At 71.2% G+C, this 11860-nt stretch carries 11 protein-coding genes; 9 read left to right on the top strand and 2 right to left on the bottom strand.

The features are described from left to right. Positions 1-164 precede the first annotated feature (164 nt). From ACMCNN_RS07360 to ACMCNN_RS07385, 6 genes are read left to right on the top strand one after another with little or no spacing between them, the layout of a single operon-like run. On the top strand, positions 165-554 hold the full coding sequence (locus ACMCNN_RS07360; protein WP_412745417.1) for a hypothetical protein: 390 nt from the start codon (positions 165-167) through the stop codon (positions 552-554). Continuing rightward, a complete protein-coding gene (locus tag ACMCNN_RS07365) occupies positions 554-1036 on the top strand; it encodes a hypothetical protein (protein WP_412745418.1) in 483 nt (160 codons plus the stop codon). The genes ACMCNN_RS07360 and ACMCNN_RS07365 overlap by 1 nt, the downstream gene beginning before the upstream one ends. 30 nt (positions 1037-1066) lie before the next feature. Then, on the top strand, positions 1067-2797 hold the full coding sequence (locus ACMCNN_RS07370; protein ID WP_412745419.1) for a SulP family inorganic anion transporter: 1731 nt from the start codon (positions 1067-1069) through the stop codon (positions 2795-2797). 59 nt (positions 2798-2856) lie between these two features. Further along, positions 2857-5583, top strand: coding sequence for an MGH1-like glycoside hydrolase domain-containing protein (locus ACMCNN_RS07375; RefSeq protein WP_412745420.1), 2727 nt, complete (start codon positions 2857-2859; stop codon positions 5581-5583). Beyond that, positions 5580-7052, top strand: a complete 1473-nt coding sequence (locus ACMCNN_RS07380; RefSeq protein ID WP_412745421.1) for an alpha-amylase — start codon at positions 5580-5582, stop codon at positions 7050-7052. The genes ACMCNN_RS07375 and ACMCNN_RS07380 overlap by 4 nt, the downstream gene beginning before the upstream one ends. 4 nt (positions 7053-7056) lie before the next feature. After that, positions 7057-8019, top strand: a complete 963-nt coding sequence (locus ACMCNN_RS07385) for a YihY/virulence factor BrkB family protein (protein WP_412745422.1) — start codon at positions 7057-7059, stop codon at positions 8017-8019. An 11-nt stretch (positions 8020-8030) separates the two neighbouring features. Here ACMCNN_RS07385 and ACMCNN_RS07390 read toward each other — a convergent pair whose 3' ends face one another. Further along, positions 8031-8393: a response regulator gene (locus ACMCNN_RS07390; protein WP_412745423.1), complete on the bottom strand. Its 363-nt coding sequence runs from the start codon at positions 8391-8393 to the stop codon at positions 8031-8033. Positions 8394-8706: 313 nt separating this feature from the next. Here ACMCNN_RS07390 and ACMCNN_RS07395 point away from each other — a divergent pair, with 313 nt between their 5' ends. Together ACMCNN_RS07395 and ACMCNN_RS07400 are read left to right on the top strand one after the other, a co-directional pair. Continuing rightward, on the top strand, positions 8707-9732 hold the full coding sequence (locus ACMCNN_RS07395) for a helix-turn-helix transcriptional regulator (RefSeq protein ID WP_412745424.1): 1026 nt from the start codon (positions 8707-8709) through the stop codon (positions 9730-9732). Between the two features lie 26 nt (positions 9733-9758). Next, positions 9759-10742, top strand: a complete 984-nt coding sequence (locus ACMCNN_RS07400; RefSeq protein ID WP_412745425.1) for a helix-turn-helix transcriptional regulator — start codon at positions 9759-9761, stop codon at positions 10740-10742. Between the two features lie 21 nt (positions 10743-10763). On the opposite strand, the gene ACMCNN_RS07405 is transcribed toward ACMCNN_RS07400, so the two are convergent. Then, entirely contained in the window at positions 10764-11516 is a 753-nt protein-coding gene (locus ACMCNN_RS07405; protein WP_412745426.1) for a DinB family protein, read from the bottom strand. Positions 11517-11571: 55 nt separating this feature from the next. Between ACMCNN_RS07405 and ACMCNN_RS07410 the strand changes: the two genes are divergently transcribed. Next, positions 11572-11766, top strand: a complete 195-nt coding sequence (locus tag ACMCNN_RS07410; protein WP_412745427.1) for a DNA-binding protein — start codon at positions 11572-11574, stop codon at positions 11764-11766. Positions 11767-11860: the final 94 nt, after the last annotated feature.

Genomic DNA, 11860 nt, shown 5'->3' on the forward strand with positions numbered 1-11860 from the left:
CCGGCGGGCACGGCCGGGGCGGCGAGCGCCACCTGCCCGGTCGGACGACACCGGATGCCGGCCCGCACCGCGGGCCGGCATCCGCGCGTCCGGTGCCCGCCGTTCATCCCGCGGAGATGACGTGCGGACACGCGTGCGGTGGACATCCTTCCGCCATGAGACGGATGACATTGGTTTCGGCGAGCGCGGCACTCGTGCTGCTGGGCGCCGGCGCATGCGGCACGGACTCGCCCGCGGTCTGCGACAGCCTCGACCAGGTGCAGAACTCGATCGATCATGTCAAGGACACGAACGTGTCCGAGAACGGGCTCACGCAGCTCAAGACCAACCTGCAGGCGCTGCAGACGGAACTGCAGCGGCTGAAGACAGACGCCAAGAGCCAGTTCACCGCCCAGCTGACCGCGGTGCAGACCGCCGCGGACCAGCTGAAGGCCAGCGTCGCCTCGGCGAAGACCACGCCGAGCGCCGCGACCCTGGGCAACGTGCGGACGGCCGTGGCCGGTCTGGGCACCAGCCTGCAGCAGCTCGGCGACAGCATGGCGGGGACCTGCTGATGGGCATGGTGACGCCGGCTTCCTACGGCCCGAGCCGGCCCTGGCCGGGCCCGGACCCGCCGTACGCGGGTGTGCAGCACAGCGAGGCGACGGACTGGGTTGCCTGGGTCCTGTTCGGCGGGATCCTGCTGGTACTGCTCGGTTCGATCCACCTCGGGGCCGGGCTGGTGGCGCTGTGGCGCCCGGAGATCCTGCACGGGAGCCGGGCGAACATGCTGGTGCCGATCGGCCTGACCGCGCTGGCCTGGACGCAAGTGGTGCTGGGCGCGGTCGCGGTGGTGTTCGGCGTGGGGCTGATGCGCGGCCTCACCTGGGCCCGGATCGGCGCGGTCGTGCTGGCCAGCCTGTCGGCGTTGGTGGATTTCGCCTTCATCGGGGTCTATCCGGTGTGGTCGGTCACCGCGCTGATACTGACGGGCCTGATGATCTATGCGGTGGTGGCGCACGGGGGCGAGGTGGCCGCCGCTTACGCGGACAAGTAGCGGGCCGACACGTAATCGGGAAGGGGCCGCATGACGGCGATCGGCCATTGGGTTCCCGGGTTGCGGGCCGCCACGACGTACCGCCGGGAGTGGCTGGCCAAGGACCTGGTGGCCGGGCTGGTCCTGTCGACGCTGCTGGTGCCGCAGGGCATGGCGTACGCGGAACTGGCGGGTCTGCCCCCGATCACCGGCCTGTACACGTCGATCCTGTGCCTGATCGGCTATGCGCTGTTCGGCCCGTCGCGGATCCTGGTGCTGGGGCCGGACTCGTCGCTCGGCCCGATGATCGCCGCGGTGATCGTGCCGATCGTCGGGTCCGGTGGCGACCCCGCCAAGGCGGTGGCGCTGGCCTCGATGCTCGCGCTGATGGTCGGCGTGACCATGGCCGTGCTCGGGATCGCGAAACTCGGCTTCATCGCCGACCTGCTGTCCAAGCCGACCCAGATCGGCTACATGAACGGCCTGGCCGTGACCATCCTGGTCGGCCAGTTGCCGAAGCTGTGCGGGTTCTCCGTGGATGCCGACGGCCTGATCGGGGAGGCGGTCGCCTTCGTCCGCGGTCTGGCCGACGGTGAGGCCGTGGGGGCGGCCGTCGCGGTGGGCGTGTTCACCCTGGCCGTGATCCTGGGACTGCAACGTTTCCTGCCGAAGATTCCCGCCGTACTCGTCGGGGTGGTCGCCGCGATCGCCGCGACGTGGGTGCTGGACCTGGGGGAGCGCGGGGTGAAGCTGGTGGGTGCCCTGCCGAAGGGTTTCCCACCGCTCACCCTGCCGCACGCCTCCTGGTCGGAGCTGGGGCTGCTGCTGGCCGGGGCGTTCGGCATCACGCTGGTGTCGCTGACCGACACGATCTCGACGGCCTCGGCGTTCGCGGCCCGCACCGGCCAGGAGGTCCGCGGCAACCAGGAGATGATCGGCATCGGGGCGGCGAACATCGCGGCGTCGTTCTTCCAGGGCTTCCCGGTCAGCACCAGCGGCTCGCGCACCGCCGTGGCGGAGCAGTCCGGGGCCCGCTCGCAGCTGACCGGGGTGGTCGGCGCGGGCCTGATCCTGCTCATGCTCGTGTTCTTTCCCGCTCTGCTGAAGGACCTGCCGCAGCCCGCCCTGGGCGCGGTGGTCATCGCCGCGTCGCTGTCGCTGGCGGACATTCCCGGTACGGCCCGGCTGTGGCGTCACCGCCGCACCGAGTTCGCCGTGGCGATGGCCGCGTTCCTCGGCGTCGCGCTGCTCGGCGTGCTGCCCGGCATCGGGGTCGCCGTGATCCTGTCCGTGCTGAACGTGTTCCGCCGCCTGTGGTGGCCCTACCAGGCGGTGCTCGGCCGGACCACGGATGTGGCCGGCTACCACGACGTGAGGTCGTACCCGCACGCGGAGCGGATGCCCGGCATGGTGCTGTTCCGCTTCGACGCGCCGCTGATCTTCGCGAACGCGCGGGTGTTCCGGGAGCAGATCCGCGAGCTGGCCGCCGCGGACCCGGCACCACGGTGGATTGTCATCGCCTCCGAGCCGATCACGGACGTCGACACCACCGCCTCGGACATGCTGGAGGACCTCGACGAGGAGCTGAACGCCCGCGGGATCTCCCTGGTGTTCGCCGAGATGAAGGACCCGGTACGCCGAAAGATCGACAGGTACCACCTGACGCGTGTGATCGAACCGGAGCACTTCTTCCCGACGCTGGAGGACGCGGTCGCCGCGTACCAGGCGCTGACCGGTGCGCAGTGGACGGCGCCCGGCGCCGACCGTCAGCCGCGCGGCTGAACCCCGTCATTCGTCCCGGATGACGCGGCCGGACCGGGCTGCGGAAGAGCATGACGGGCATGAGCAGCGCAGCATCCCCCCGATCCTCCGGCGCTGAACAGCAGCGCCTGCACGAAGCCGACAATTCAGGCGTCCCGTGGCGCCGGTGGGGTCCCTACCTGAGCGAGCGGCAGTGGGGCACGGTCCGCGAGGACTACAGCGCGAACGGCGACGCCTGGGCGTACTTCACCCACGACCAGGCGCGTTCGCGCGCGTACCGCTGGGGTGAGGACGGCATCGCCGGGTTCTGCGACGACCAGCAGTTCCTCTGCCTCGCGGTGGCCCTGTGGAACGGCCGCGACCCCATCCTCAAGGAACGCATCTTCGGCCTGACCAACGCCGAGGGCAACCACGGCGAGGACGTCAAGGAGTACTACTTCTACACCGACTGCACGCCCACCCACTCGTACCAGCGGATGCAGTACAAGTACCCGCAGGCCGAGTTCCCGTACAACGATCTCGTGTCCACCAACGGCTCGCGCGGCCGCACCGACTTCGAGTACGAACTGCTCGACACGGGGATCTTCGCCGACAGCCGCTACTTCGACGTCGTGGTCGAGTACGCCAAGGACGGCCCGGAGGACGTGCTGCTGCGGATCACCGTGCACAACCGCGGCCCCGAACAGGCCGAGCTGCGGCTGCTGCCCACCGCGTGGTTCCGCGACACCTGGTCGGCCGGGACCGACGAGGAACGGCCGCAGCTGCGGGCGGAGCCCGGCTCGTCCGTGATCGCGATCAGTCACCCGCAGCTCGGCGAGCGCTGGCTGCTGTCGCTGGACGGCGACCGCCTGCTGTTCACAGAGAACGCGACCAACACCGAACGGCTGTACGGCACCCCGAACGCCACCCCGTACGTCAAGGACGCCTTCGACTCCTACGTCGTGCACGGCGACGAGGCCGCCGTGAACCCCGACCGGACCGGCACGAAGGCCGCCGTGGACCTGCCGTTGACGCTCCCGCCCGGCGGCAGCGCCGTGGTGCGGCTGCGGCTCACCGACACCCCGCCCGTCCCGGACGATCCGCGCTTCTCCGCGTCCGGCTTCGACGAGATCGTCGAGCGGCGCCGCGCCGACGCCGACGAGTTCTACGACGAGGTCCTCGACCCCGAGCTGGCCGCCGCGGAACGGCCGGTGGTCCGTCAGGCGCTGGCCGGGATGCTGTGGAGCAAGCAGTACTTCGGCTACGACGTCGAGCAGTGGCTCACCGAGCACGGCCTCGACCCGCTCGACGCGGGCGGCGTCCGCAACGGCGACTGGTTCCACCTGGTCGCCCACGACATCATCTCGATGCCCGACACGTGGGAGTACCCGTGGTTCGCGGCGTGGGACCTCGCGTTCCAGGCGATCACGCTCGGCCTGGTCGACGTCGCCTTCGCCAAGCACCAGCTCGATCTGCTGCTGACCCTGCGCTACCAGCACCCCAACGGCCAGATCCCGGCGTACGAGTGGAACTTCAGTGACGTCAACCCGCCCGTGCACGCCTGGGCGACGTATCTGCTGTACGAGCTGGAGAAGGCGAACACCGGCCAGGGCGACCGTGCCTGGCTGAAGGACGCGTTCCTCAAGCTGGCCAAGAACTTCACCTGGTGGATCAACCGCAAGGACGTGGACGGCCGCAACGTGTTCCAGGGCGGATTCCTCGGCCTGGACAACATCGGCGTCTTCGACCGCAGCGCCCCGCTGCCCACCGGCGGCCACCTGGATCAGGCCGACGGCACCGCGTGGATGGCCCTGTACTGCCAGAACATGCTGCAGATCGCGCTGGAACTGGCCGACGAGGAACCGGTCTACCTGGAGCAGGCGCAGACGTTCCTGCAGCACTTCATGCTGATCGCGGTGGCGGTCAACCGGACCGGCGGCAAGGCCGAGAGCATGTGGGACGAGCAGGACGGCTTCTTCTACGACCTGCTGCGCATGCCCGACGGCAACGCCACCCGGATGCGGGTCCGTTCCATGGTGGGGCTGCTGCCGCTGGCCGCGGCCACGGTGCTGAGCCCCGAGCTGGCCGAGCGGCACCCCGAGCTGCTGGCCGGGGCGCAGGACTTCGTCCAGCGCCACCCGAGCGTCGCGTCGGTGCTCACCCCCGGGCGCTTCCGCGGCGAGCGCGGACACTACGTGCTGGCCCTGTTCGACCAGCAGCGGCTGCGACGCGTGCTGGCCAGGCTGCTCGACTCCGGCGAGTTCCTCAGCGACTACGGCATCCGCTCGCTGTCGCGCTACCACCTGGAGCATCCGTACGGCCTGGACGTGGACGGGCACTGGCACGAGGTGTCGTACCTGCCCGCCGAATCGGACACCGGCATGTTCGGCGGCAACTCCAACTGGCGCGGCCCGATCTGGTTCCCGATGAACGCCCTGATCATCCGCGCCCTGCTGAATCTGTACGTGGCCTACGGCGACGAGTTCACCGTCGAATGCCCGACCGGCTCGGGCCGGCAGATGACGCTGTTCGAGGTGGCCCGGGAGATCTCCGACCGCCTCACCCGGATCTTCGTGCCCGACGAGCAGGGCCACCGCCCCTGCTACGGCGGCCAGACGATCTTCGCGGACGACGAGCACTGGCGGGAGCTGCTCACGTTCAACGAGTACTTCCACGGCGACAACGGCGCCGGTGTCGGCGCCAGCCACCAGACCGGCTGGACCGGGCTGGTCGCCGTGTTCCCCAACCTGTTCGCGGGCCTGACGAGCCAGGATCTGCTCGCCCGTGGGATGATCGGCGTCCGGCGCACGCGACAGGAGAGGCGATGAGCGGCTGGCCGTCCCACCCGGTCGTGTACGAGGTCGACACCTGGCCCTGGCTGGCCGAGCTGGGCCGCCGCGCGGGCGCCCCGGTCACCCTCGCCGAGGTCCCCGCTGCCGCCTGGGACGAACTGGCCCTGCCCGGCACCGACGCGGTGTGGCTGATGGGGGTGTGGCAGCGCAGCCCCGCCGGGCTCGCGGTGGCCCGGCAGAACGCGGGCCTGCGGGACGCGTTCCGCGCCGCCCTGCCCGACCTGACCCCCGAGGACGTCGTCGGCTCGCCGTACTGTGTCCGCCGGTACGTGGTGGACGACCGCCTGGGCGGCCCCGACGGCCTCGCGGCGGCCCGCGCCGAACTGGCCCGCCGCGGCCTGCGCCTGATCCTGGACTACGTGCCCAACCACGTCGCGCCCGACCACCCCGCCCTGCTGGAACACCCCGACTGGTTCGTACGCGGCACGGCACGCGACCTGGCGGCCGCCCCCGACGACTGGCTCGACATCCGCGGGCTGATCGTGGCCCGCGGCCGGGACCCGTACTTCCCGGCCTGGCCGGACGTGGTGCAGCTCAACGCGTTCCGGCCCGAGCTGCGGGAAGCCACCACCGACGTCCTCGACCGGATCCTGCAGCAGTGCGACGGGGTCCGCTGCGACATGGCGATGCTGCTGACCAACGACGTGTTCGGCAAGACCTGGGGCGGCCACGTCGGTGCCACCCCCGCCGAGGAGTTCTGGCCCGCCGTGTTCGGCCCGCTGCGGCTGCGCCACCCCAACGCGGTGCTGATCGCCGAGGCGTACTGGGACATGGAGTGGGACCTGCAGCAGCAGGGCTTCGACTTCTGCTACGACAAGCGCCTCTACGACCGGCTCGCGCACGACGACGCCGCCGCGGTGCGCGGCCACCTGACCGCCGGGTACGACTACCAGCGGCGCCTGATCCGCTTCATAGAGAACCACGACGAGCCCCGTGCCGCCGCGGAGCTGCCCGCCGGCCGGGACCGGGCCGCCGCCGTCGCGGTGGCGACCCTGCCCGGCGCGACGCTGTGGCACGAGGGCCAGTTCGAGGGCCGCCGGGTACGCCTGCCGGTGTTCCTCGGCCGGCGCCCCGACGAGCCGGCCGACGACGGCCTGCGGCGCTTCTACCACCGCCTGGTCGCGTCGGCCGCCGACATCCGCCGGGGCGACTGGACACTGCTGGAGGTCGGCGGCTGGCCGGACAACCCCACCCACCGCGACGTGCTGGCCTGGGCGTGGCACGCCGGGGACCCGCACCACCTGGTGGCGGTGAACCTCTCCGGCCAGCCCTCGCAGGGCCGGGTGGCGCTGCCGTGGCCGGACCTTCGCGGGCGGTCGTGGCGGCTCACGGACCTGCTGGACAGACGGGTCTTCGACCGCGACGGCGACGAGCTGGCCACCGAAGGCCTCTTCGTCGACCTGCCCGCGTGGGGATTCCACGTCCTCAAGGTGGAGCCGCACTGACGCCGTGGGCGGGGTCGTCGACCGGGTGGACCGCCTGCAACAGCAGCACCGGGTGCTGGGGTTCGGGTACGCCGTCGTACGCAAGTACCTCGACGACGGCGGCGGCCGCGAAGCCGCGCTGATCACGTACTACGGCTTCCTGAGCATCTTCCCGGTGCTGCTGCTCGGCGTCACGCTCGTCACCCGGGTGCTGGCCGCCCGGCCGGACCTGCGGCAACGGCTGATCACGGCGTTCGTGCCGTCGTCGTTGCAGTCCAGTGTGGAGAGCGCGGCGGCGGCCATGCCCACCTCCGCGGTGCCGCTGACCATCGGCATCATCGGCCTGCTGTATTCCGGCGCCGGGGTGGTCTTCTCGGCGTACCACACGCTCAACCATCTCGCCGCGGTCCCGTACCGGCTGCGGCACGGCATCGTGGAGTGGCTGCTGCGGGTCCTGGTCGTCCTGGTGCTGCTGCTGGCCGGGGTGGTGGCGGTGGGCGGGCTCACCGTGGCGGTCACGGCCGTGCCCGGCCTGAGCGCGGTGCCGCAGGCCGCTGCCCTGCTGGGCTCCTGGCTGATCGCGTACGGGGTGCTGCTGCTGGCCGCGCGCCTGCTGCTGTCCCGCCCGGCCCCCGTCCGGTCACTGTGGCCGGGCGCCGCGCTCGGCGCGACCGCGGTGACCGCCGTACTGACCGTGGGCGCCGCGGTCCTGCCCGGACTGGTCCGCCGCGCGGGCGCGGTCTACGGCAGCTTCGCCGCCGTCGCCGGCATGTTCTCTCTGCTGTACGTACTGAGCCTGGCCCTGGTGTTCGCGGCCGAGGTCGCGGCCGTACGCCAGGGGCGACTGTGGCCGCGCGCCCTGGACCGCGACCGGCCCACGGCGGCGGACGCCCGCGCCCTGGCCCTGATGGCCCGCGAACAGGAACGCGACCCCGCCGACCGCATCCAGCCCGTGACCACCAGGCAAGAGTCCGGTCCGCCGGGATGATCGCCATCGGTTTACGACGCGGTGGCGGACAGCTCTCTCACGGCCTGGAACATGTCCGCGCAGGTGAACGGCTTGGACAGGCAGCCGACACTTCCGGACGAGACGCGGATGTGATCGGCCGAGTTCCAGAACCCCGTGATGAACAGCGCGGGCAGGTTCGGGACCCGCTGACGCAGCTGGTGCAGCAGGGTGATGCCGTCGGTGCCCGGCATGGCGACGTTCAGCACCACGGCGTCGGGCATTCCGTGCCGCTCCACCTCGGCCAGCGCGTCGGCGGCGTCGTCGGCGACGAGCACGGTGTGTCCGTTGGTGCGCAGACAGGCTGCCATCATGTCCTGGACGTCGAGGTCGTCGTCCACCACCAACATCTGCATTTGCCGCACCTCCGGTCGTCTCTCGCCTTTCTTATCGCCGGTTTCGGCCGGGTGGTGTAGGCCGGTCCGGAGCGGGCGCCGTCACAGGGCCAACGTCCCGAACCGGACATACCACCCCTGTTGGGGGCGGCGGACTGCGTGCCCGGACGCCCCGGTCTTCGTCCCGCCGAGCCGAGCGGATCACCCGACACCATCGGGTTACGGCTCGTGTGCCCCTGTTGTGCTCCAGCGTGGCGTGGCAAGGTGGGAGATTCCACCTCCGGATTGCCATGCCCCGCCCCGCCGAAGGGGTAGCGCAGCCCAGGGAGTAGCCATGTCGCACCAGGACACCGGCCGGCGTCGGGCAGCCGGAAACGGCGATGTGGAGGTAGCTGACGCCGCGCCGCTACCCGCTCACATCTCCCGGATCCACACCCGCAGCCCGGACGAGCACTATGCCTGGCTGGCCGTCCGATACGCCCACCATCAGCGCCGGGTGCGGGCCGGAGCCCACGGGTTCGAGTTCTTCTCCGAGACGGGCTCCCTGGGCGCCCTCAGTTTCATCCGGTCCCGCTACCGGGCGGCGACCGCGTACGCCGAGTGGCCGCCCGTCGCCCACGTCATGGCCCCGCACGTGTACTCCGGCCGGTGCGTGCTGAACTGGAAGGGCAGCGAGGTGCGGGTGCCCCCGCGGGGCGCCGTGCTGATCCCACCCGACAACTTCTCCATGCTGCTCGACACCGCCGCGTACGCCAGCCTGCTGATGCCGATGGACGTGGTGAGGCGGGTGGCCGAGGAGACGACAGGGCTGGCGCCGGACGACTTCCGCTTCACCGGGCTGCTGCCGGTCTCGGCCGATGCGCAGCGGCAATGGCTGATCACCACCGACTTCATGCAGCGCAGCATCTACAGCCGCAGCCTGGAGTCGCCGCTGCTGCGGGCCGCCGCGGAGCAGATGGCCGCGGCCAGCCTGCTCGCGACCTTCCCGAACACCGCCATGACCACCGAGATCCGTACGCCCGGGGACCCGGCCACCCCGGCCACCGTGCGCCGGGCGACCGCGTTCATCGACGAGCACGCCGACGAGCCGATCAGCGTCAGCGACATCGCCGCGGGCGCCGGGGTCGCGCCCCGCACCGTGCAGGCCGCCTTCCGGCGGTACCGCTACACGACCCCCACCGCGTACCTGCGGCGGGTCAGACTGGCCCGTGCCCACGAGCAGCTGATGGCCGCCCAGCCCGGCGACGGCACCACCGTCGCCGCGGTTGCGGCCTGCTGGGGATTCGCCAGCCCGCACCGCTTCGCCGCCGCCTACCGACGGGCGTACGGTCAGGATCCGGGGCGGACCCTGCACCCATGAACGCGCATCGCGATGAGGAGGCAGGATTGACCGCCACGAGAGTCACCCGGGAACCACCGCGGTACCGGGTCGAGTTCGACACCACGGACCCCGACCGCGCTCGCGAATACCTGTCGGCCGCCTACGACACGCCCATCGCCTTCAGCGGCGACCGCGCCACCTATCGGTTCCGGCACGTCCGGCTCGGGCCCGGACCGTTCCACCTCGACTCCGTCGACTATCAGAGCACCGCCGAGTACCGCGCCAACGCTCCGTTCACGATGGCCATGGTCGCCCGGGTCCACCGTGGCGTACGCACCGACTGTGCGACAGGCGAGCGTCTCGGCCCCGGCGATCTCGCCCTGCACGTGCCGCCCGAAAAGCCACAGCATGTGCGGCAGGAATATGTGCTGTGGTCCGTGGCCACCATCCCACCGGAGGCCATCGCCGAGGTCGCCCGCAACCACCCCGACGACCCTCCGCGTCCGGTGCGCTTCACCGCCCGGCGCCCGGCCCACCCCGGAGACACCCGCCGTTGGCTGCATGTCGTCGACTACGTCACCGAGAGCCTGACGAACGCCGCCGATCTCATCGCCCATCCCCTGATGGTGGGGCCGATGACCCGGCTGCTCGCGGCGACTCTGCTCACCACGTTCCCGAATTCCTGCGCGCCCGAGCCCTGCTACCAGGACCGCACCGACGCGACCCCAGCGGCTCTGTCCCGCGCGGTCGGGTTCATCGATGCCAATGCGGACCTGGACATCAGCCTCGTCGACGTGGCCCGCGCCGCCCGTGTCACGGTCCGCGCGGTCCGGCACGCCTTCCGCCTGCACCTGGACACCACCCCGACGGAATACCTTCGCCGGGTCCGGCTCGACCGAGCCCACCAGGAACTCACCGATCTCGTGCCCGGCGACGGCACCGCCATCGCCGACGTCGCCGCCCGCTGGGGTTACACCAACTCCAGCCGGTTCAGGTCGGACTACCACCGCCTCTACGGACGATCCCCCGGCCGCAGGCCGGGTCACTAGCAACCACAAGCCGAGGTGTCCTCAGCCAGCGGGATGCCGGGTCTGCAGCCGGCCCTGGTCGGCGTCCTGTGCCTCGATCAGGTCGAGGTCGCGGACGCAGAAGCCGTGGTGCTCGAAGGTCTCGTTGAGCACCGTGCCGAGGCACTGCCGCACCGAGCGGCCGCGGGCGTACGGGGGCCAGACGTCGTCGTCGGGCACCGGCGCTCGCGCGGCGAGTTGTGTTGCGGTGACCTCGTCGAGCCAGGCCTCGAGCTCGGCGGTCTGGGCGTCACGCACGCTCACGATCTCGTCGAGGGCCGGATCGAGCGAGAGGTCGAGCCCGTGCGCGCCACGGTAGGGCTCGACGGTCGTCCCGATGCCCATCGGCGTGAACAGCTCCGTCGAGCCCAGGCAGCAGCGGCGGAACCACGAGTCGTGGACGAAGACCAGGTGGCGCAGCGTCTGCACCGCCGACCACTCGTCGTTCACGCTGCGGCGCTCGATGCCGGGCGTACGGCGGATCCGCTCGATCGTGGCGGACCAGCCGGCATGGAGCTGATGCGATGCCTCGCGCAGATCGGCAGGGTCGTCGGAGCGGATCAGCACCCGCACCGGATGACGCCGGTCGAGCTCCGCCTCGACGTACTCCGTGACCTCGACTCCGTTGACCACGAGGTTGGTGATGAGCCCGTCGATCACGGCGTCCTGCATGACGACGCCGATCAGGCGTGCCCCGGTCAGATCGCACTCGCGGAACTCCACACCGTGCAGATCCTCGTCGGCGAATCGCGTCATGCTCCGCATACTAGGTCCGGGCACCGATTCCGGATGGTGCGGCTAGCATCGCCCTGTGGATTCGTCCCTCGACACCCTGCCGAAGATCGGTGCTCCCGCGACGAGGGCCTTGACCGGGGCGGGATACTCGTCGCTCCGTCAGCTCGCCGGGGTGCCGCGCGCGGAACTCGCCAAGCTGCACGGCATGGGGCCGAAGGCGCTCGGGATCATCGAGGCCGCCCTCGACCAGCACGGTCTCCGGCTGGGATGACGCGTCGTGCGCGCCGGGCGTGCGTGGTCCCACGTCGGCGGGTGATCAGCTTCGGAACAATGCCGCGACCCGGCCACCGTCAGCCGGGAGAGCG

The sequence above is a fragment of the Krasilnikovia sp. MM14-A1004 genome (assembly GCF_047159485.1).
Taxonomy (GTDB): domain Bacteria; phylum Actinomycetota; class Actinomycetes; order Mycobacteriales; family Micromonosporaceae; genus Actinoplanes.